This window comes from Cohnella zeiphila (assembly GCF_014212055.1).
Taxonomy (GTDB): domain Bacteria; phylum Bacillota; class Bacilli; order Paenibacillales; family Paenibacillaceae; genus Cohnella; species Cohnella zeiphila.
This window is the reverse complement of record NZ_JACJVO010000006.1, coordinates 1-20,984: the sequence shown is the minus strand read 5'-3', so window position 1 is coordinate 20,984 and position 20,984 is coordinate 1. Positions and strand designations below refer to the sequence as shown.

The following is a 20,984-nucleotide window of genomic DNA, read 5'->3' as shown; positions in this document are numbered from 1 at the left end:
TTTCAGCCCTTCACTCTAGCGGAGCCGAAAATAGGGTTGAATACGCTTCCGGTCCCTCTATAATGGGGAGGAGGCCTTATAGTCGAAGGAGGAAGCGCATGAAGCTCGCGAAGAACGACAAGCTGGTCATGATCGGGGACTCGATAACGGATTGCGGACGCAACCGGCCGATCGGGGAAGGAATCGGGGATCCGTACGGAAAAGGGTACGTGGCGATGGTAGACGCGCTGCTGAAGACGGTGTATACGGAGCTTGCGGTTCGCGTCGTCAATATGGGGATCGGCGGCAACACCGTCCGCGATCTCGCCGGGCGGTGGCAGACGGACGTGCTCGATCTGAAGCCGGACTGGCTGTCGGTCATGATCGGCACGAACGACGTCTGGCGCCAGTACGATCAGCCGTACATTCCGGAGTCTCACGTCTATCCGGAAGAATATGAGTCGACGCTGGACGAGCTGGTCGCGAAGACGAAAATGCATGTCAAAGGCGTCGTGCTGATGACGCCGTTCTATCTGGAGCCCAACAAAGCCGACCTCATGCGGGCGACGATGGACCGTTACGGCGAGATCGTCCGCCAGGTTGCGGAGCGCCACGGCGCCCTGTTCGTCGACACGCAGGCGGCGTTCGACAAAGTGCTCGCGCACCTTTATCCCGCGACGCTGGCTTGGGACCGGGTGCATCCGAGCATGGCCGGCCACGCGACGCTAGCGCGGGCGTTCCTGAACGCGATCGATTTCGTCTGGTAAGGGAGCGGGGTTCGCTCGTGAAAGTTCGACGAAGAAGGTTTTCATCCGGGGGCAAAAAGAGTACAATAGGCGTATTGTAAAAATCTTGTTCCCGAAGGATGAAGCGAACTATGTCAAAAGCAAACATCGGCGTCGTCGGCATGGCCGTCATGGGACGCAACCTCGCCTTGAACATCGAGAGCCGCGGATTCACGGTAGCGGTGTACAACCGTTCCCGCGAGAAGACGGACGATCTCATGAATACGGACGGCAAAGGCAAAAACCTGGTGCCGACCTATTCCGTGGAGGAATTCGTCGAATCGCTGGAGAAGCCGCGTAAAATTTTGATCATGGTGCAGGCCGGTTCGGGTACGGACGCGACGATTCAATCGCTGACTCCGCACCTCGACAAGGGCGATATCATCATCGACGGCGGCAACGCCTACTTCCCGGACACCCAACGCCGGAGCAAGGAGCTGACGGAGCAAGGCTTCCATTTCATCGGCACCGGCGTCTCCGGCGGCGAAGAAGGCGCGCTGAAGGGCCCTTCGATCATGCCGGGCGGCCCGCTCGAAGCGTACAAGCTGGTCGAGCCGATTCTGACGGGCATCTCCGCGAAGGTGAACGGCGATCCGTGCTGCACGTATATCGGACCGGACGGCGCCGGCCATTACGTGAAGATGGTGCATAACGGCATCGAGTACGGCGACATGCAGCTCATCTGCGAAGCGTACCAACTGCTGAAGGACGTGCTCGGCTTGTCCACGGATGAGCTGCACGGCATTTTCAGCGAATGGAACAAGGGAGAGCTCGACAGCTACCTGATCGAGATCACCGCCGACATCTTCTCCAAGAAAGACCCGGAGACCGGCAAGGCGATGGTCGACGTCATTCTCGATTCCGCCGGCCAGAAGGGCACCGGCAAGTGGACGAGCCAAAGCTCGCTCGATCTCGGCGTGCCGCTGTCCATTATCACCGAGTCCGTTTTCTCCCGCTTCCTGTCCGCGATGAAGGAAGAGCGCGTCGCAGCCAGCAAAGTGCTGAAGGGACCGCAAACGTCCGCGTTCCAAGGGGAAAAGGCGGCGTTCATCGAGAGCGTGCGCAAAGCGCTGTTCGCCAGCAAGATCTGCTCCTACGCCCAAGGCTTCGCGCAAATGCGCGCGGCTTCGGAAGAGTATAACTGGGACCTGCAGTACGGCAACATCGCGATGATCTTCCGCGGCGGCTGCATCATCCGCGCCCGCTTCCTGCAGAACATCAAGGACGCGTACGACCGCGATCCGGCGCTGCGCAACCTGCTGCTAGACGAGTACTTCAAGAACGTCGTCGAGACCTATCAGGACGCTTGGCGCGACGTCGTCGCCGCCGCCGTGCGCTGCGGCATTCCGGTTCCGGCGTTCGCGAGCGCGCTGGCGTACTACGACAGCTATCGTTCCGAGCGGCTGCCGGCCAACCTGCTCCAAGCGCAGCGCGATTACTTCGGCGCGCATACGTTCAAGCGGATCGACAAGGAAGGCACGTTCCATCACCACTGGATGGAATCGTAAGCCGTCAAGAAGAGAGAGCGTCCTTCAGCAGGGCGCGCAGATGCTCGGCGTCCTCGCCGCACAGCGAAGGGCGCCGCAGCAAATACATGGCCAGCTCCGCGAAGCTGGCGAAGCGCGCAAGCAGCGCCGGCCGATCGAGTCCCGTCCATTCGGGCGCTCCATCGGCTATTTTTCTTTTCATATCGTCCAGCGCCCAGATCAGGTCTTCCCTCCGAAGGGGGTAAGCGGGATCGAGCAGGCGGCGCCACCGATCGTTCGCGGGGCGTGCGCCGGGCCGGTTCGGGATCGAATTCATAAAGGGACCTCATCCTTTGCATGAAGGCTTGGCCGTACGGCGAACTCTCTGTTATATCATCCATACGCCGAAACGACGGATTTATACCTCTTATGCGTTGTGCTATGATAGAGCATGCGGAAAGTTGGAAAACGGAGAAGACGGATGTGAGAGGATTGCAAACGGCACAAAAGAACATCATCATCGTAGGATTCATGGGGACGGGCAAAACGACGGTCAGCCGCCTCGTGGCGGATCGCCTCGGCTGGGTCCGCGTCGACACGGACGACGAGATCGTCCGCCGGGCGGGCAAGCCGATTCCGGCGATCTTCGCGAATGAAGGCGAGGCCGCGTTCCGGGATTTAGAGAGCCGGGTGCTGGCCAGAGTGCTTGCCCGCAGCGGCCAGGTCGTTGCAACCGGAGGCGGCGCCGTGCTCCGCGAGAAGAACCGCCGGCTCATGCTCGACGGCGGCTTGGTCGTCGCGCTGACGGCGGACCGGGAGAGCCTGATTGCCCGGGTAGCCGGCGGAGGAGACGCGGCCTCGCGGCCGCTGCTTGCCGGCGACGCGGCGGAGCGGATAGACACGCTGCTGCGGACGAGGCGGAACGCCTACGATTTCGCGCACGTGGCGATCGACACGACCCGACTGTCGCCGGAAGAGGTAGCCGAGGAGCTGCTGAGCCGAGCGTAGCGGCTTGGGTTACAGCGATTCCCAAGCGAGCATGCCGCCCGCCATGTTGACCGTATGGTCGAAGCCCTGCTGCGCCAGAAATTCGCACACCCGGCCGCTGCGGCTGCCGCTGCGGCAGATGAAGACGACCTCGCGGTCGCGGGGGATCTCGCCCATCCGCGAAGGAATTTGGCCCATCGGGATATGAATGGCCCCTTCGATCATTCCGAAGATTACCTCGTCGTCTTCGCGAACGTCGATCAAATACGGCTTCTCGCCGGCGTCCAGACGGGCCTTCAATTGTTCGGCCGTCGTGACGTTATAATCGCTCATGCAGGATGACTCCTTTCGAATTTCCGGTTCCTGCCCTCATCATAATGAACCGCTCGACGGGCTGTCAAATGGAAGCAAGCTTTGCACCAGAACATTCTCAAGCGCAAGAGGAGAGCTGCCAGCCATGGATATGATCGTTACCCCTACCGGGAAGCTGCAAGGAGACATTCAAGCCTTGTCGTCCAAAAACTACACGACCCGCTACCTGCTCGTCGCCGCGCTGGCGGAAGGCACGAGCACGATTCGCTTTCCCGCGCACAGCGAGGACAGCGATGCGCTCCGCCGCTGCATCCGCGACCTGGGAGCCGTAATCGAGGAGGACGACGAGAAGATCGTCGTCACCGGCTTCGGCCGCCATCCGTTCCACGCCAAGGAGCTCAACGTCGGCAACGCGGGCGCCGTGCTGCGGTTTCTGATGTCCGTCGCGGCGCTGCTGCCCGAGGTGACGTTCGTCAATACGTACCCGCAATCGCTCGGCAAGCGGCCCCACGACGATCTGATCTCCGCTCTCCAGAGCATGGGAGTGGAAGTCGAGCACCAGAACGGCCGCCTCCCGATCACGATTCGCGGCGGCCGTCCGCGCGGCGGCAAGATTCAAGTGTCGGGCAGCGTCAGCTCCCAATTCCTCAGCTCGCTGCTGTTCCTCGCTCCGCTGCTGGAAGAGGACAGCGAGATCGAGGTGCTGAACGATCTGAAGTCCAAAGTGGTCGTCGGCCAGACGCTGGAGGTGCTGGAGCAGGCGGGCATCGTCGTCCACGCATCCGACGACCTGATGCGCTATCGGGTGCCGGGCCGTCAGCAGTACCGCGCCCAGACGTATACGGTGCAGGGCGACTATCCCGGCTCCGCCGCCGTTCTGGCCGCCGCCGCCGTCACCGATTCGGACGTGACCGTCCGGCGCCTGCTGGAGAACAGCAAGCAGGGCGAGCGCGCCGTCGTCGACGTGCTGCGCAGCATGAACGTGCCGCTGACGCATGAGGACGGCATCGTCCGCGTGCAGGGCAACGGCAAGCTGACCGCCGGCGAGTTCGACGGCGACGAGTTCACCGACGGCGTGCTGGCGATGGTGGCGGCCGCCGTCTTCGCGGAAGGCACGTCCCGCTTCTACAACGTCGAGAACTTGCGGTATAAGGAATGCGACCGCATCACCGACTATCTCGCCGAACTGCGCAAAGCTGGCGCGAACGTCGAGGAGAAGCGCGACGAGATCATCGTCCACGGCCGGCCGGAAGGCGTCGAAGGAGGCGTGGAGATCGACGCGCACTTCGATCACCGGGTCATCATGGCGCTGACGGTCGTCGGCTTGCGCGCGAAGCGGCCGATCCGGATCAAGGACGCGCACCACGTCGCCAAGTCGTACCCGAACTACTTCGAGCATCTTCAGGCGCTTGGAGCGCAGGTCGAGTGGGTAAAGTAAAGATCGACCGAACCCGTTAAAGGAGGTTGTTCGCATGGCGTTCGAGAACCCGTCCCGGGAGCAGATCAAGAAGATTCTGCAGCAGACGCGAACGGTCGCGGTCGTCGGCTTGTCCGAGGACCCGTCCAAAACGTCCCATATGGTGTCCCAGGCGATGCAGGCCAAAGGCTACCGGATCATTCCGGTCAACCCGAAGGCGGACCGCATTCTGGGAGAGACCTGTTACCCGTCGCTGAAGGATATTCCCGAGCCGGTCGACATCGTCAACGTGTTCCGGAGGCCCGAGCATACGCCTCCGATTGCCGAAGAAGCGGTCGCGATCGGAGCCAAGGTGCTTTGGCTGCAGCTCGGCATCGTCAACGAGGAGGCGGCCGACATCGCCGCCAAAGGCGGCTTGACGGTCATCATGGACCGCTGCATCAAAGTGGAGGATTCGATTTTGCTTCCGGAAGGCAAGCGCTGAGAAGCGGCTGGCCGAAGGAGCGGAAACGGAGCGGGACCCGCCGGCCGAACGATTGCCGCACAAGGCTTTTGGTCGGCAGCGGGTCCCATTGCTTGATCGGGGCATGAACCCGCTTATAGACACAAGCTATCCGGTTCAGTGGTTCTATATATTTCACGGACGATCGCTCCGTCCGTTACAATAAGTGGCAACCCAACATCCTCCGCTTGACCGGAGGAAAGGAGCGATTGCCATGAATGAAATCGTGAAAAACCAGTTCGACGCCGCAGCCGGGCAATACGATTCGCAGCGAAGGCGGCTCATTCCGTGCTTCGACGATTTTTACGGGATGGCCGCGTCGCTCATCCGTACCGAAGAGAAATCCCCGGACATTCTGGATTTGGGAGCGGGCACCGGACTGTTGACGGCGTTTATCCACCGGCGTTATCCGGAAGCCCGGTACACGTTGATGGACTTCAGCGGTTCCATGCTGGAGCAGGCGAAAGAGCGTTTCGCGGGCACCGGGGCGAACGTCCGCTTGATCGTCGCAGACTACGCGACGGAAGATTTCGGAGGGGAGTACGATTTCATTGTGTCTTCCCTTTCCATCCATCACCTGACGCACCCGGGCAAGCGCGAGCTGTTCCGCAAGATCCGAAGTCATCTGAGACCGGGCGGCGCCTTCATTAACGCAGATCAAGCCGCCGGCTCCTCCGGGTTGTATGACGCCTACTACCGCGAGCTGTGGGAGACGAGCATCGCCGCGTCCGGACTGAAGCCCGAGGAGATCGCAGCGTCTAAGGAACGACGGAAGATGGACATTAACACAACGGTCCCCGATCAGCTGGCCTGGCTGCGGGAAGCCGGCTTTGCCGAAGCCGACTGCGTGTACAAATATGCGGACTTTGCCGTGTTCCATGCGACGGGAGTGAGCGGTCCAAACGATTGATTTTGACAAGAAGAGCCCGGAACACGTAACATCGGAAGAAAGGAGGCGTTCGGAAGCGCATGTTCGGATTGGGCTATCTCCAGCGGCTGGGCCGGGCGCTCATGCTGCCCATGACGGTGCTGCCGGCCGCCGCCGTGCTGCTCATGCTGTCCCGCTTGCCTTGGGACGCGTTCGGCTGGCCCGTGGCGCCGGAGCTGCTGCGGGCGGCGGGGACCGCGATATTTCAATGGGTGCCTTACGTATTTGCGGTCGGCATCGCCCTCAGCATGGCCAACCAGTCCGTGTTCGCGGGGATGGCCGCGTTGACGGGCATGATCATTTTCGCGACGATTACGCATACGTATGATCCGGGCGGGGTTCAGCCCTCGATGTTCGCGGGAGCGGTCATCGGCATTTTGTCCGGCTGGGCGAACGAGCGGTTCAAAGCGCTGCAGCTGCCGGAATCTCTCCAGTTTTTCGGGGGCTCCCGCTTCGTGCCGATCTTTATGGCCGGGGTGTCGCTCCTTTTCTCCTGGGTCATGATCCGGGTGGGTCATGCGCTCAGCGATCTGATCGAGCAATCGGGCCACGTCATCGGCTCGGCCGGCGGCTTCGGCGTGTTCCTGTACGGCTTCCTGCACCGCATCCTGGTCGCGTTCGGGCTGCACCATCTGCTGAACCACTTGTTCTGGTTCCAGGTCGGCGAGTACCGGGCTCCGGACGGCAACGTCTACTTCGGCGATCTGCCCCGCTTTTTCGCGGGAGATCCGACCGCCGGCGCCTACATGGCCGGCTTGTATCCGATCATCATGTTCGCGCTGCCGGCCATCGCCTTCGCGATCATCCACGAAGCGCGCGAAGATCTGAAGCCGAAGATCGGCAAGCAGTTCCGCGTCGCAGCGCTGACCGCGTTTCTGACCGGGGTGACGGAGCCGGTCGAATTCGCCTTCCTGTTCGTCGCGCCCTATTTGTTCATCGTGCATGCGATCCTCTCCGGAGGCATCATGTGGCTCACTTACGAGCTTGGCATCCGGGACGGCTTCAGCTTCTCGGCGGGCGCGCTCGAATACGTCATCAACCTGCCGCTGTCCCATAAAGGGCTGCTCATCATTCCGATCGGTCTTGGCGTCGGCATCATCTACTACTTTATGTTCCGGTTCTGCATCCGGAAGTTCCAGCTGTCGACGCCGGGCCGTGAGGACTCGACCCGGCTGGACGACTGGGCCGGGGACATTCCGTACCGCGCGCCGCTGATCCTTCAAGCGCTTGGCGGCAAGGAGAACATCGTCCGGCTGGACGCCTGCATCACCAGGCTGCGCCTGACGCTGTCCGACGACCGGCGGATCGACGCCAAGTCGCTGCGCCATCTGGGCGCGGCCGGCGTCATCAATCTGGGCGGCGGCCACGTCCAGGCCGTGTTCGGCACCTACTCCGAGCTGATCCGCGAGGAGATCGCCAAGCTGATGCAGCAGGACGTGAACCGGGTCCAATTCCGTTCTCCCGTCCAGGGCCGGATGATTCCGCTCGAAGAAGTGGACGATCCGATCTTCGCCGGCCGCCTTGTCGGCCGCGGCGTCGCGTTCATTCCGGACCGGGGCGAGCTGGTGGCGCCGGTCGCCGGCAAGATCATCCACCTGTACCCGACCAAGCATGCGATCGGCATCGAGACGAAGGAAGGGCTGCAGGTATTGCTCCATATCGGCATCGATACGTCGCAGCTGGAAGGAAGCTTTACCGCGCTCGTCAAAGAAGGGGATGACGTCGTCCCCGGCCAGACGCTCATCCGGTTCCACCTGCCGACGCTGAGGAGCAAAGCCAAGTCGCTGGCCACCCCGATGGTCATCACCAATTCGGACATCGTCCGATCCTGGCGCTTTGCGCCGTTCGCGTCCGTCAAGAAGGGTCAGGCGGCGGTCATGTCCGTCGTGGTCCGCGAGAGAGAGAACAAGGGGGAAGAAGCATGATTCAAGGGTTGGGAGCATCCGAAGGGATTGCCATCGGCAAGGCGTTCGTGCTTCCGAATTGGGAGTGGGAGCTGCCGGAGCAGAAGATCGGCGTCGGAGACCTCGCGCTGGAATTCGACCGGCTGTACGAAGGCGTCAGACGTTCCAAATCCGAGATTCATCAGATGAAGACCGAACTCACCGAAACGGTCGGCCCGGATGAGTCGGGCATTTTCGAAGCGCATCTGGCCATTCTGGAAGATCCGATATTCATGAACGAGATCAAAGGGATCATCCAACGCCAGTACAAGGCCGCCGAGGTGGCGGTCAAGGAAGCGATCGACCATTTCGTGACGATGTTCGACCTGCTCGACGACGAATACATGAAGGAGAGAGCGCTGGACATCAAGGATGTCGGCAACCGCCTGCTGAAGCATCTGCTCGGCGCTCCGGAGATCATGCTGCCTTCCGATACGCAGCCGTTTATTCTCGTCGTACGGGAGCTGACGCCCTCCCAGCTGATTCACCTGAAGCCGGACGTCGTGCTCGGCATCGTCACGATGATCGGCAGCCCTTCGTCTCATTCCGCCATCATGGCGAGGGCGTTCGGCATCCCCCTCGTGATGGGCGTCGAGACCAAGCTGCAGGATCCGATCGAGACGGGCAACCTGCTCGTCATGGACGGCGGAACGGGCCAGCTTCATATCGAGCCCGGAGCGGAGACGGTGCTGCGGTATTCCGAGCTGCGGCGCAAGCAGCTCGAATCGCGGGAGCAGCTCCGGACGCTCGCGCAGGTATCGCCGGTGACGCCGGACGGCGTGACGCTGGAGCTCGCGGCCAACATCAGTTCCACCAAGGAACTGGACATGGTGCTGGATAGCGGCGCGCGGGGCGTCGGCTTGTTCCGGACGGAATTTCTCTACATGGACCGCAGCCGCTTTCCGACCGAAGAAGAGCAGTTCGAGGTGTACCGCGAGGCGGCGGAACGGCTTCAAGGCCAGCCGCTCATTATCCGGACGCTCGACATCGGCGGAGACAAGCAGCTCGATTATTACGAGATGCCGGAGGAGGACAATCCGTTCCTCGGCTACCGCGCCATCCGGTTCAGCTTGAACTTCAAAGATTTGTTCAAGGTGCAGCTTCGCGCGATCCTGCGGGCCGCCGCGTTCGGCAACGTCAAGATCATGTATCCGCTCATCGCGTCGGTCGAAGAAGTGAGGGAAGCGAACGAGGTGCTGGAGGAAGCGAAGCGCGAGTTGGCCGCCGAGCAGTTGCCCTATTCGGCGGACGTCCCCTGCGGCATCATGATCGAAGTGCCGGCGGCGGTGGCGATCGCGGAACTGCTCGCCCAGGAAGTCGCCTTCTTCAGCATCGGCACGAACGATCTCGTCCAGTTCGCGCTCGCGGTCGACCGGATGAACGAACAGATCAGCCATCTGTACGAACCGTTCCATCCCGCCGTCCTGCGTATGCTCCGGTCGGTGGTCGAAGCCGCCAAAGGGCAGGGCATCCAAGTAAATGTGTGCGGCGAGCTGGCCGGCGACGTGCGGGCGATGCCGCTCTGGCTCGGGCTCGGCATCCACGAGCTCAGCTTGTCGGCGCAGGCGATTCTGCCGATCAAGGAGGCGCTGCTGCGCACAAGCGCCCAGGAGAGCCGGAGCTTGATCAAGGAGCTGTTCCTGCTCCGAACGGGCAAAGAAATCCGCGAACGGCTGGAGCGGTTCCATGCGGAGTCGGCGCTGTCGCACGGCAACGTGCGGCCGGGTGCCTGACGAAGGCGGAAGAAGGATACAAGAGGGCCGAAAAAGGCGCCTTCTTCCGGCTCAAAACCGGGAAGGCGCCTTTTTCCGGTAAAGCATAAGGGCAATTGCGAAGACATAGCGGCAAGGCATGCCGCAATCGTCGCTCGCGAGCCGCTGACCGTGAGGAAAACGGCAAAGCGGGCCGCAATCGTCGCTTGCGAGCCATTGACCATGGGCATAACGACAAGGCATGCCGCAATGTCGACTAGCAAGCCGCTGACCGTGAGCATAACGGCAAAGCGTGCCGCTATCGCCTTTGGTCAACCGATCTCTCTTTGTCCGACCTTAGTGGCGTCCAAACAGAACGTCGCAGAACGCTTTGGCGTAGGGCGGAAGATCCGGGGGACGGCGAGCGGAGATCAGGTTGCCGTCCACGACGACGGCCTCGTCGTACCACTGCGCGCCGGCGTTCTCCATATCGTCGCGGATGCCCGGCGTCGAAGTCACTTTGCGGCCGTTCAAGATTTTCGCCGACGCAAGCACCCAGCCCGCATGGCAGATTTGGCCGATCGGCTTGCCGGCCGCATCCAACTCGCGGACGAAGCGCTTCACGCGCTCGTCGCGGCGAATTTTGTCGGGGGCCCAGCCTCCCGGCACGAGAAGCCCGTCGAACGCGCTCGCGTCGAGCTCGTCATAAGACAAGTCCGCCACCGCCGGCACGCCGTACTTGCCGATGTGCTTGCGGCCCTTTTCCGGTCCGGCGAACACCGCGGTCGCTCCTTCTTCGCGGACCCGGTAGACCGGATACCAAAGCTCCAGATCTTCGAATTCGTCGTCCACGAGGCAGACGACTTGCAGCGGTTTGGTCATGAGCATCAGCCTCCTTGCGCCTGATAGGCGTTACTCATCATTCTATCAAAATCCGCGATCCGGTTCATCCGCCCAACTAAAGTCGGGAGACGATCCGGACCGCTGTGATTGGCCGATGCGCGTAGGCACGGGGGACGATAACCGAAAAAGTCGGCTAACGCACCCACACGAGAGGCTAGACGGATGCCGATAACCGAAAAAGTCGGCTAACGCACCCGCACGAGAGGCTAGACGGATGCCGATAACCGAAAAAATCGGCTAACACACCCGAACGAGAGGCCAGACGGATGCCGATAGCCGATAAAATCGGCTTCCTTGTTAGCGATACGACGCGCATCCGCTTGATCTGAAGCCGACTCACTCTACTTTTTAAAAAAGGGAGGCTCACCGATGCAAACGCAGGCAACGTCTTCATCCAAACCGCCGCGCCCGCTGCTGCGCTGGCTTCCCGCCATACTGGTCATGGCGGCCATCTTCGCTTTATCGTCGCGCACGGGCGGGCAGCTCGATACGTGGCTGCCTTGGTTCCAGGATCTTTTTCCCGGCTTGACCAGTTTTAACCCGGTTCACTACTTCGCTTACTTCGGGCTGTCCGTCGCCTTCGCGATCGGCTTCGGCTTTTCCAGGCTGAACGTCTCGCGGGGGCTGGCCGTCATCCTGCTTTGCGTGGCGTACGGCGCAACCGACGAGTGGCATCAATCGTTCGTCCCGTTGCGGTCCCCGGACGTTAACGACCTTCTCCACGACGGGATCGGAGCGGCCGCGGCCGTCATCCTCCTATGGCTGTGGAGGTTCGCGCGGATGCGCCGCGGTTCCAGAAATTACAGTCGCTCCTAAAGAAGGAATTGCTTCTCCTGAGAGCGAATACAGGAGTCAGATGAGGCGCCGTCGATGCGCCCGATGACACGTTTATTCGCCCTATTTAAGGAGAGGTCCCGTTGTTCAAAAGTTGCCCATGCGGCCATGACATGAAGCTGATCTTGCGAACCGTCGTCCACGCTCGCAAAGCGAGCATCGTCAATGTCCCCGTCTATTCGTGCGAGATCTGTTCGCGCAACGAAGTGTTTCCCGGCGTCAAGGAAGAGCTCGGCCGGCTGGTCGGCCGGCTGGGAACCCGTCCGCAGGCTCAGCGGATTCCATTCGACGAAATCCACGAGTGGGCGGCCGTGCTTCGGGAGGTCGCCGCGGCGGACCGGCCCTTGCAAGCCGCCAGCGTCATGCGCAAAGCCGAGGAGCGGACGAACGAACTGCTCGATCTGATGCTCATCGCGTCTTCCCTGGGAGACGAAATTTGGAAAAAAGAGCTGAAACGGCGATTGTCGCAGCTCAGCGCCCAGTACATACCGACTTGATTCGCGCGCCCGGGGCCTTATGGTCCCGTTTTTTTTGGCCGGTTAAGCCATGGGTCGCCGTTTTGCGGGGATTTTTTGCGCTATTCGTCCATTTCTGTTACCATGAAAACGACAGAATGATTTTCAAGGAGGCTCAGATATGGCCGACATCCGGCAATTGACTTCCATGGAAGATTGGCAGCAAGCGCTCCGGCATTCCGAAGACAAGCCGGTGCTCGTTTTCAAGCATAGCACGCAGTGCCCGATCAGCGCGGGAGCCCACGAAGAGCTGCTTCATTACGTTTCGGACGACAAGGGTTCCGCAGTCGACTACGCTCTTGTTCGCGTGATCGAGGAGAAACCGGTCAGCAACGCGATCGCCGAAACGCTCGGAATCACCCACAAGTCGCCGCAGGCGATACTGGTCAAGGGCGGGCAAGCCGTCTGGGACGAATCCCATTGGCGCATCACGTATTCGTTCCTGAGCGAGAGGCTGGGACAGCCGGAAGAGGCGAACGGGACCTGATTTTCGCGAACGGGCGCAAACATTGCGAAAAAGCCCGTTTTGTCGTATCATTACCTTATTATCCCATGGACAAGACCCACGCGGTGGGGAATTCATGACATTGGAGCGATTGACGTGACGGTAACCATTTATGATGTGGCTCGCGAAGCCGGCGTGTCGATGGCCACCGTATCCCGGGTCGTCAACAACAACCCGAACGTGAAGCCGCAGACCCGCAAGAAAGTGTACGAAGCGATCGAACGGCTCGGATACCGGCCGAATGCCGTAGCTCGGGGACTGGCCAGCAAGAAGACGACTACCGTCGGCGTCGTCATTCCGGACATTTCCAACGCCATCTTTGCCGAAGTCGCTCGCGGGATCGAAGATATCGCGAACATGTACCATTACAATATTATTTTGTGCAACGCGGACAAGCGCAAGGAGAAGGAGATTCGCGTCGTCAACACGCTGCTCGAGAAGCAGGTGGACGGCCTCCTCTTCATGGGCGGAACGGTGACCGACGAGCATCTGCAAGCGTTCAGCACATCGAACGTGCCGATCGTGCTGTGCGCGACCACCGACGAGAAGGGAACGATGCCTTCGGTCGATATCGACCATGAAGGCGCGGCGTTCGACGCCGTGCAGCGGCTTCTGTCCGCCGGACATCGCCGGGTAGGGATGATCAGCGGCACGCTGCAGGACCCCGCGAACGGCTTTGCCCGTTACCAGGGCTACAAGCGCGCGCTGGAATCGGCCGGCCTCTCGCTGGACGAGCAGTATGTGCGGATCGGCAATTACAAATACGAATCGGGCATGGAAGCCGCCCAATACTTCATCGCGCTGCCGGAGCGCCCGACGGCGATCTTTGCCGCGACCGACGAGATGGCGATCGGCGCGATCCATGCGATTCAGGATGCGGGGCTGAAGGTGCCGGAGGACATCTCCGTAATCGGCATCGACAACATTCGGATGGCTTCCATGGTACGGCCGCAGCTGACGACGGTCGCCCAGCCGATGTACGACATCGGCGCGGTCTCGATGCGGCTGCTCACGAAGCTGATGAAGAAGGAGCCGGTCGATCAGGCCAAAGTCGTACTGCCGCACGAATTGATCGAACGCCGTTCGGTCGCTTCGATCTAAACGGGCGACTTCGCGTCGCCTTGTCAGAGCGGTTGCCAGGACGCCCTGTGGGAGCAACACGGCCTGCAGGGCTTTTTTATCAATAAAGAATCTATAAGTTCCGGGGTCCCCGCAAAGTACCTGAGTAAGCTTCGAAGCGAAGCCCCGCTTTGTGGGGTTATCATACATATGAAGGGGGTTTGACCTGTGATCGGAATAATCGGGGCGATGCAAGAAGAGATCGACTTGCTTCTGGCCAACTTGCAGGATGCGGTGGAGATGAACCGCTCCGGCATCCGTTATCATATCGGGACGCTGCACGGCCGCAAAGTCGCCATTTGCAAATCCGGCGTCGGCAAAGTAAACGCGGCCATCTATACCCAAGTGATGATCGATCGGTTCGAAGTGAACAAGATCATCTTCACGGGAGTGGCCGGCGCGCTGGACCCGGAACTAAACATCGGGGACATCGTCGTCTCGTCCGGCGCCCAGCAGCACGATATGGACGTCACGGCGCTCGGCTTCCCGCCGGGGGTCATTCCGTACGAGCAGACGTCCGAATGGCTTGCCGACGCGGAGCTGGTGCAACTCGCGAAGGAAGCGGGCGAGAAGGCGGCTCCGGGCCGGGTGAAGATCGGCAAGGTGCTGTCGGGAGATCAGTTCGTCGCGGATCGGGAGAAGGTGCGCCAGCTTCGCGAAACGTTCGGCGGCGCTTGCACGGAGATGGAAGGAGCGGCTGTGGCTCAAGCGTGCGCGCTTAACGGCATTCCGTACGTCGTCATCCGCTCGATGTCGGACAAGGCGGACGGTTCGGCTTCGGTCAATTTCGCCGAATTTACGGTCGAGGCGTCGAATCGTTCGTACGCGATCGTGGACGAGATGCTGAAGGCCCTTTGATACCAGGAGAAAAGGAAAGGACCGCGGAAACGGGGCTCGAGCGAAGCCCTTCTCCGCGGTCTTTTTATGTTGAATAATCAGGGGGACTGTTCTGGGGGATTATTACCTTTATTCGTTCAAATAAGTATCGACCCGGCTGGCGACCGCTTTTGCTACCGCGTCCGCCGATTTGCCGCCGGAGAAGAAGGAGGCGGACTCCTCGTTGATCATGTCGATCACTTTATCGTCTTTACGCTCGTATTTGCCGACGGAAGGAAGCAGCGCGAGCGCCGCTTGGATCTGCTCGTCGGTAATCGTGATCGCTTGAACGGAGCCGTCCGGGCCTTTGCTAACTATTTTGGCGCGGCCGCTTTGGATATCTTGAGCCGTATCCTCAAGCTTCTGCTTAGCCGCCGCCTGCTGGACGGGAATACCCATCAATTCCCGCAACGACTGGACGTCTTTGGAGAGCAGGAATTTGACGAATTCCCAGGCGGCCGGCTTCGCCTTGGAACGGGCGTTCAGGGCGAACGCCAGATCGGAAGTGAACGGGAACCCTTCGTCCTGGCCGGAGCCCGGAGGATGCAGTACTTCGCCTTCATTGTTCCCGAGCTTGCTCGGCATCGTGGCCAGCTGCATCGGCGACTCCATGCTCATCGGCGAGAACACTTCATTTGCTTTGCCCAGGCTGTCGGCGCTGACGGCGCCGCTGTCGTACAGCTGCTTCACCAGTTCCAGATAACCGCGGAACGCTTCCTCGTCGAACTTCGAAGTGTTGCCACTCTTGGTCACGAGCTTGTCGTAAGCCGACTCCGCCAAATAGCCGATCACGTCCTCCGGCTTCTCGCCGCCGAGCGCATGCATGTTCGTTCCATCCGCGTTCTTCGCCGAGGCGATCTGCTTGCATAGGTCGACGAATTGTTCCCACGTCCACGTTTTGTCGTCGATGCCGCCTACTTTGTCCAAAGCGGCTTTGTTCGCCAGAATCGCGTTGAATTGATAGTCGATCGGAATGGCGTACCAGCCATGGCTGTCCGACATCCCTTTCAAAACGTTCTCGTAATAATCGGCCGTATGGAAATCGCTATCCTGGCCCGCGAGCTGGCTCCAATCCTCGAACATGCCCTTATCGAGGTAACGATCGACCGGAAGATAGTTCACGGAGATCAGATCCGCGGCGTTGCCGGACATGAGCGCCGTGTTTACGGAGTTGATGTACTTGTCCTTGTCGGCTGCGGACGGTCCTTCGTCCGGACCGTTCTTGATGTTGATCGTCTGCTTCCCTTCGCTCGTGTCCGTTGGCATCGTTTCCTGAATTTGCACGTCGATATCCGGGTGAGCCTGCTCGAACTGCTCGACGGCGGATTTGAGGAAACGGTCTTCGGTATAGACGGCAACGGTTAGCGTCGTTTTGCCGTCCGCGCCGGTTTGGGAATCCGAGCCGGAAGCGGCGGCGGACGACGGGGAAGACGCTCCGGCGGACGATCCGGAAGGGGATGCGCCGTCCGGGTCATTGCCTCCGGAATTGCACGCGGAGAGTACGGCGCTGAGCAGAAGGGCCGAAGAGACGACGGCCCATGGGGCGGAACGTTTTTTCATCATAAGGTTTTCCTCCTTGGAATGGAATCGATTATTCGAGCCGAATGCGGTCGCCGTCGCTGAGCGGCTCGCTGGAGTCGGTCACGACCCGTTCGTCGGGCGACAGCCCGCTGAGAATGACGACGGTGTCGTCGCTTTGCTCGCCCGTATTGACATAGGCTTTTACGGCATAGTAGGACGAGCCGAGAGGGCCCTCTTTGGCCGTGGCGACGAAGACGTACGATCCGCTGTCGTCCGAATGGAGAGCGTCGACCGGAATTTTGAAGCCGGGCGAAGCGCTCTGCTGCGGGATATTGGCGGTCGCTTTCAGACCGGGCGACAGCCCGTCGCCGCTGACGTCGACAGTCACGGTCTTCGCGTCCGAGCCGCCTTCGCCGCCGGATTGTCCGGAGCCGCTCTCGATGGCGGAGATCTTACCGTCCAGAACTCGTCCGCCCGGCCCGTTGAACGCCGGCAAGTCCTTCCCTTCGGTCTGCGGCATGTCCGTCGCGGCGATCGCCACCTTGACGTTTCCGCCGAGCTGCAAGGCGTCGGCGGCGTCGCCGGAGGCGGAGAAGACGAGCTGGTAGCCGGAGGCGTCGCTCGCCACCGTGCAGACCGATTGCCCCGGGGACACATTCGCGCCCGCTTCGACGGACAACGAGGAGACGATGCCGTCGAACGGCGCGCGCAGCACCTCGCCGTCGCGAATCTGCTTCTCCAGATCGGCGATTTGGCGGCGTTCGATCTCCATGTCGAGCTGCTTGACTTGCAGATCCTGCTTCTGCTTCTCGATGGCGTCTTCGTCGTCGCCCTGGCGCAGCAGAGGCTTCAGCGCTTCCTGCATTTGCAGGTACTGAATTTGCAACTGTTCGTATCGAGTCTTCTCGTCTTCCAGCGACCGCTGCGTCGTCGTCGTATCGAACGTGAGCAGCGGGTCCCCCTTTTTGACATGGTCGCTCTTTTTTACATGAACCGTTGTCACCGTCCAGTTGCCCAGCGGCACAAGCGGCGCCGTATAGGCGGGCTGCAGAAAGCCGTCCTCCGAGATGCTCAGGTCCAGGCTTCCGACGGTCGGCTTCTCGACCGCTACCTTGGGCAGCGACAAACTTTGAATCGTGTTGGATAGAAACGTAAGCACGAGCAGCCCTCCGAAAAACAGGCCGAGCGCCCAACGCAGCGCGGTTTTTCGCTTCATCGCGACTTTCTCCTTTCCCGCCGGCTCATCCTTTGACTCCGGACCGCTGAATGCCCTCCACCAACTGCTCCTCGCCATATAGGAAAAGCAGCACCATCGGCGTCATGTACAGGACGGAAGAGGCGAACGCGACGCCCTGTTCTCCGCTGACGATCTGGGCCAGATAGACCGACAGCGGCTGCCGGAACGGCTCGGTCAGGAACAGCAGCGGCTGTTCGACCATGTTCCAGTTATCCGCGAAGGCGAGCAGCATGAGTGCGGTCATTCCCGGCTTGACGAGCGGAAGCACGATGTGGAAGAAGGAGCGAAAATGGCCCGCGCCGTCGATTCTCGCAGCTTCCAGGTACGAATTCGGAATGCCGGCCGCGAACTGGCGCATGAGGAAGACGCCGAACGCCGCGAATACGCCGGGCCAGATGATGGCGCCGTAAGAATGCAGCATACCGAGCTGCTTCGCCACGAGGTAGTTCGGCACGAGCGTCACCTGGAACGGCATGAGCATCGTCAGCAGGTACAGGAAAAAAAGCTTGTCCCGCCCCGGGAAAACGAGCTTGGCGAACGCATACGCGGCCAGCGTGCCGACCGCCGTCTGCCCGAGCACGATCGGCGCCGTCAGGCGGACGGAATTCCAGAACAGCGTCAGGAACTTGGGGCGGTTCAGAAGCACGTCGCCGAACGCTTTCAGCGTCGCCACCTCCGGAACCCAGCGGATCGATACGCGCTCGGTCGGCATATCCGCGGCGTCTTCGCCGGAAGAGTCGCTGCTCTGAAGCGCGCCGTAATGATGCGAGATTTCCCGCTCCGACATGAACGAGTTCGTGACGGTCAGGGCGATCGGGAACAGCGCGAGAGCGGCCAAGGCGGCGAGCAGCGCGAGCCGGACGGCGATGCCGGCATGTCTTGCGACGGCCGTCATTCCTCGGCCTCCCTGGCGAGGCGTTCCGCGCGGAACAGCACGTAGACGGCGGCTCCGATCACGATAGCCAGCAGTACCGCCGCGGACGTCAGCTTCGAGTAGTCCAAATTTTGAAAGCTGTTGTTCATGAAATGCTGCAGCGTATAAATGGCGTCGTTCGGATAGGCGCCGGCGACCAGGTACGTTTCCCGGAACACCTTGAAGGATGCGACGACCGACATCACGACGACGAAAAAGGACACCGGCGCAAGACCCGGCCACGTGATCGCCCAGAATCGGCGCCACGGTCCCGCTCCGTCGATCGCCGCCGCCTCTTTCTGTTCGGCCGGCACGTTCGCCAGCCCGGCCAGGAAGAGGACGAGGTTGTAGCCGGCGTTTTTCCATACATAGACGATCACCATCACGGCGAACGACCAGCGGCTGTTCATCCAGTCGACCGGCGTTAATCCCAGGCTCGCCAGCAGGCCGTTAAGGGCTCCTTGCCAATGGAACAGCGCCTGCCAGACGAGAGCGATGGATGCGACCGGCACGACGAGCGGCAGCAGAAAAGCGGTCCGGAACGTCCGGCGCAGCGGCATCGCCCCGCTCAGCAGCAAAGCGAGCGCGAGGGAGAAGGCGAACAGAATCGGCACGCCGGCTCCGGCGAAGGCGAGAGAGTTGACGAACGCTTTGCGGAACGACGCGCTGTCCCATAAGAGCCGGTAATTGTCCAGCCCGACAAAATGGCCCTGAATCGGCGTGTCGATGAACGAATAATAGACGACCGCTCCGAACGGGATCAGATAGAACAGCAGGAAGCCGGTCAGGCTCGGTCCGAGAAAAGCGATCGCCGCGCCGCTGTCGCGCAGCCGCCGCAAGCGATGCAGGGGCAAGGGTGTTTCCTCCTTTCCATTTCGTGGGATCAAACGCCCCTATCATAGCCCGCTTATGTGACAGCCGTGTGACAGGCCAAGGCGTGACAGCGGACACGGTTTACCGCTACAATGGGCTATGACAAGCGGAGAGATCGCGAACGGGGAGGAAAAACGAAGGTGAACAAAACGGTGCTGATCGTCGAGGACGAGCGGAAGCTTCGAGAGCTGATCGCCGACTATATGGACGCCGAGGGGCTTGCCTGGAGCGAAGCCGCGCGCGGCGACGAGGCGGTCGCTTTATTCCGCGAGACGTCCCCGGATCTCGTCATTCTCGACATTATGATGCCGGGGCTGGACGGCTACGACGTATGCGAGGAAATCCGCAAGGTGTCGGACGTCCCGATTCTGTTCCTGACGGCCAAGAGCGAAGAGGACGACAAGCTGCTCGGCTACGACCTCGGAGCCGACGACTACATGACCAAGCCGTTCAGCCCGAAGGTGCTCGCCGCGAAGGTGAAGGCGCTGCTGCGCCGAGCCGATGCGGCGAGATCGGAACGGGGGGAGGCGGAAGGGAAGCGATTCGACCTGGGCCGGCTGCGGATCGACGTGCCGGGCCGGGAAGCGCGGCTGGACGGCCGCTCCTTGATGCTGTCCCCCAAAGAGTTCGATCTGCTGCTCTATTTCGTCAGCCATCGGAACATCGTGCTCAGCCGGGACCGGCTGCTGGAGAATGTGTGGGGCTACGATTACGAGGGCGACGCGCGAACGGTCGACACCCATGTCAAAAGGCTGCGGCAAAAGCTCGCAGCCGGAGCCGACTGGATCGCGACGCTGCGCGGCAACGGCTACCGGTTCAAGGTGGAGCCATGAAGCAATTCCGGCACTCGATCGCATTCCGTCTGTTCGCCGTCACCTTCGCGGCCATGCTGCTGTTCGTCGGCGTCCTGCTGCTGGTGCTGTCGAGCGGATTTTCGACTTTTTACGAGCAGCGGCAGAAGAAAGACATTGCCACGGACCTGAATCGCATTCGGGATATGTACAAGCCGCTCGTCGTCAATAGAGGGGAAGTCATTCCGCCTTTTTTCAATCCGTTCGAGAGCAATTACTCGGCCTCCCTTGCGATTGCGACCTTTCAGGACGGAGCTGTCAATATTTTGTTCGGCAGCGAAGATCCGCGGACCTCGGCAGATGGCGTGGGCGGAAAGTTTCCGTTTCTCCCGCAGAAGATCAGCACGGTCGCTCCGCCGATAAGCGGCGAGAAAGGCGGAACTTCCGTCTACGTCATGCCCAAGATTCCGGACACCATGGACAAGGCGGATGAGCTGCGGGAAGCATTGGACGAATGGCAGCTGGACGCGCGTGCCTATCAGGACGTGATGATACAGGGGCGAACGCTGGTGTACCGGACGAACGGACTCGGCAACAGGAACAGCGCTCAGCTTATCGCGGTATCGCCGATCTCCAGAGACGGACACGGGAACGGCCAGGTGCTGTTCGCGGTCTCGTCGCTTCAGCCCGTCACCCACGCGTCGAGCGTGTTCAAGGACTTGTCGGTTTACGTGTTCGCCGTCGCGTTCGGGCTTGTCGGGTTGCTCGCCGTCGGCTACGCGTCGATCGTGACGAGGCCGCTGCGGCGGCTGAACGGGATTGCCGGCCGGCTCGCCCGGTTGGACTTCTCCGCCCGAAGCGGCTGGAAGCGCAAGGACGAGATCGGG

The 20,984-nt window shown here is 61.1% G+C and carries 21 protein-coding genes and 1 pseudogene; 15 read left to right on the top strand and 7 right to left on the bottom strand.

Annotated features, from left to right (window positions below):
• The first annotated feature begins 98 nt into the window (after positions 1-98).
• Both H7C18_RS05080 and gndA read left to right on the top strand, forming a co-directional pair.
• Positions 99-746 carry an SGNH/GDSL hydrolase family protein gene (locus H7C18_RS05080; RefSeq protein WP_185127943.1) on the top strand — a complete coding sequence of 216 codons (648 nt, stop codon included), beginning with the start codon at positions 99-101 and terminating at the stop codon, positions 744-746.
• 110 nt (positions 747-856) lie between these two features.
• Complete coding sequence (gene gndA, locus H7C18_RS05075) at positions 857-2,272, top strand: NADP-dependent phosphogluconate dehydrogenase (RefSeq protein WP_185127942.1); 1,416 nt, start codon at positions 857-859, stop codon at positions 2,270-2,272.
• A 4-nt stretch (positions 2,273-2,276) separates the two neighbouring features.
• Here the strand turns inward: gndA and H7C18_RS05070 are convergent, their stop codons facing one another.
• Positions 2,277-2,567 (bottom strand): hypothetical protein, encoded by a 291-nt coding sequence (locus H7C18_RS05070; RefSeq protein ID WP_185127941.1) that lies wholly within the window; start codon positions 2,565-2,567, stop codon positions 2,277-2,279.
• Between the two features lie 146 nt (positions 2,568-2,713).
• On the opposite strand from H7C18_RS05070, the gene H7C18_RS05065 reads away from it, so the two are divergent.
• Positions 2,714-3,238 carry a shikimate kinase gene (locus H7C18_RS05065; RefSeq protein ID WP_420481837.1) on the top strand — a complete coding sequence of 175 codons (525 nt, stop codon included), beginning with the start codon at positions 2,714-2,716 and terminating at the stop codon, positions 3,236-3,238.
• Positions 3,239-3,247: 9 nt separating this feature from the next.
• Here the strand turns inward: H7C18_RS05065 and H7C18_RS05060 are convergent, their stop codons facing one another.
• Entirely contained in the window at positions 3,248-3,550 is a 303-nt protein-coding gene (locus tag H7C18_RS05060) for a rhodanese-like domain-containing protein (RefSeq protein ID WP_185127939.1), read from the bottom strand.
• A 124-nt stretch (positions 3,551-3,674) separates the two neighbouring features.
• Here H7C18_RS05060 and aroA point away from each other — a divergent pair, with 124 nt between their 5' ends.
• The 5 genes from aroA (at position 3,675) to ptsP (ending at position 10,052) form a co-directional block, all read left to right on the top strand.
• Positions 3,675-4,967: a 3-phosphoshikimate 1-carboxyvinyltransferase gene (gene aroA, locus H7C18_RS05055; RefSeq protein ID WP_185127938.1), complete on the top strand. Its 1,293-nt coding sequence runs from the start codon at positions 3,675-3,677 to the stop codon at positions 4,965-4,967.
• A gap of 34 nt (positions 4,968-5,001) precedes the next feature.
• Positions 5,002-5,430 (top strand): CoA-binding protein, encoded by a 429-nt coding sequence (locus tag H7C18_RS05050; RefSeq protein WP_185127937.1) that lies wholly within the window; start codon positions 5,002-5,004, stop codon positions 5,428-5,430.
• A gap of 232 nt (positions 5,431-5,662) precedes the next feature.
• A complete protein-coding gene (locus tag H7C18_RS05045; protein WP_185127936.1) occupies positions 5,663-6,358 on the top strand; it encodes a class I SAM-dependent methyltransferase in 696 nt (231 codons plus the stop codon).
• Between the two features lie 59 nt (positions 6,359-6,417).
• A complete protein-coding gene (locus H7C18_RS05040) occupies positions 6,418-8,301 on the top strand; it encodes a glucose PTS transporter subunit IIA (protein WP_185127935.1) in 1,884 nt (627 codons plus the stop codon).
• Positions 8,298-10,052: a phosphoenolpyruvate--protein phosphotransferase gene (ptsP, locus tag H7C18_RS05035; RefSeq protein ID WP_185127934.1), complete on the top strand. Its 1,755-nt coding sequence runs from the start codon at positions 8,298-8,300 to the stop codon at positions 10,050-10,052. The genes H7C18_RS05040 and ptsP overlap by 4 nt, the downstream gene beginning before the upstream one ends.
• A gap of 315 nt (positions 10,053-10,367) precedes the next feature.
• Here ptsP and H7C18_RS05030 read toward each other — a convergent pair whose 3' ends face one another.
• Complete coding sequence (locus H7C18_RS05030; protein ID WP_185127933.1) at positions 10,368-10,892, bottom strand: type 1 glutamine amidotransferase domain-containing protein; 525 nt, start codon at positions 10,890-10,892, stop codon at positions 10,368-10,370.
• A 390-nt stretch (positions 10,893-11,282) separates the two neighbouring features.
• Between H7C18_RS05030 and H7C18_RS05025 the strand changes: the two genes are divergently transcribed.
• From H7C18_RS05025 to H7C18_RS05005, 5 genes are all read left to right on the top strand, one after another.
• Positions 11,283-11,729 (top strand): VanZ family protein, encoded by a 447-nt coding sequence (locus H7C18_RS05025; protein WP_185127932.1) that lies wholly within the window; start codon positions 11,283-11,285, stop codon positions 11,727-11,729.
• A gap of 101 nt (positions 11,730-11,830) precedes the next feature.
• Entirely contained in the window at positions 11,831-12,244 is a 414-nt protein-coding gene (locus H7C18_RS05020) for a hypothetical protein (RefSeq protein ID WP_185127931.1), read from the top strand.
• Positions 12,245-12,383: 139 nt separating this feature from the next.
• Positions 12,384-12,749 (top strand): bacillithiol system redox-active protein YtxJ, encoded by a 366-nt coding sequence (gene ytxJ / locus H7C18_RS05015; RefSeq protein ID WP_185127930.1) that lies wholly within the window; start codon positions 12,384-12,386, stop codon positions 12,747-12,749.
• A gap of 114 nt (positions 12,750-12,863) precedes the next feature.
• Positions 12,864-13,868, top strand: coding sequence for a catabolite control protein A (gene ccpA / locus H7C18_RS05010; protein ID WP_185127929.1), 1,005 nt, complete (start codon positions 12,864-12,866; stop codon positions 13,866-13,868).
• A gap of 186 nt (positions 13,869-14,054) precedes the next feature.
• Positions 14,055-14,744, top strand: coding sequence for a 5'-methylthioadenosine/adenosylhomocysteine nucleosidase (locus H7C18_RS05005; RefSeq protein ID WP_337912925.1), 690 nt, complete (start codon positions 14,055-14,057; stop codon positions 14,742-14,744).
• Positions 14,745-14,852: 108 nt separating this feature from the next.
• Here the strand turns inward: H7C18_RS05005 and H7C18_RS05000 are convergent, their stop codons facing one another.
• Genes H7C18_RS05000 through H7C18_RS04985 form a run of 4 tightly spaced genes read right to left on the bottom strand, consistent with a single transcriptional unit; the run spans position 14,853 to position 19,287 of the window.
• The gene (locus H7C18_RS05000) at positions 14,853-16,325 is read right to left on the bottom strand and encodes an ABC transporter substrate-binding protein (protein ID WP_185127928.1); all 1,473 of its coding nucleotides are present in this window, start codon (positions 16,323-16,325) and stop codon (positions 14,853-14,855) included.
• Between the two features lie 28 nt (positions 16,326-16,353).
• Positions 16,354-17,499, bottom strand: coding sequence for an efflux RND transporter periplasmic adaptor subunit (locus H7C18_RS04995; RefSeq protein WP_185127927.1), 1,146 nt, complete (start codon positions 17,497-17,499; stop codon positions 16,354-16,356).
• A 25-nt stretch (positions 17,500-17,524) separates the two neighbouring features.
• The gene (locus H7C18_RS04990) at positions 17,525-18,415 is read right to left on the bottom strand and encodes a carbohydrate ABC transporter permease (RefSeq protein ID WP_185127926.1); all 891 of its coding nucleotides are present in this window, start codon (positions 18,413-18,415) and stop codon (positions 17,525-17,527) included.
• On the bottom strand, positions 18,412-19,287 hold the full coding sequence (locus H7C18_RS04985) for a carbohydrate ABC transporter permease (protein WP_185127925.1): 876 nt from the start codon (positions 19,285-19,287) through the stop codon (positions 18,412-18,414). The genes H7C18_RS04990 and H7C18_RS04985 overlap by 4 nt, the downstream gene beginning before the upstream one ends.
• 159 nt (positions 19,288-19,446) lie before the next feature.
• Between H7C18_RS04985 and H7C18_RS04980 the strand changes: the two genes are divergently transcribed.
• Together H7C18_RS04980 and H7C18_RS04975 are read left to right on the top strand one after the other, a co-directional pair.
• Entirely contained in the window at positions 19,447-20,139 is a 693-nt protein-coding gene (locus H7C18_RS04980) for a response regulator (RefSeq protein WP_185127924.1), read from the top strand.
• Positions 20,136-20,984: pseudogene (locus H7C18_RS04975) on the top strand (hypothetical protein); the annotation flags it as partial. The gene H7C18_RS04980 and the pseudogene H7C18_RS04975, both read left to right, overlap by 4 nt.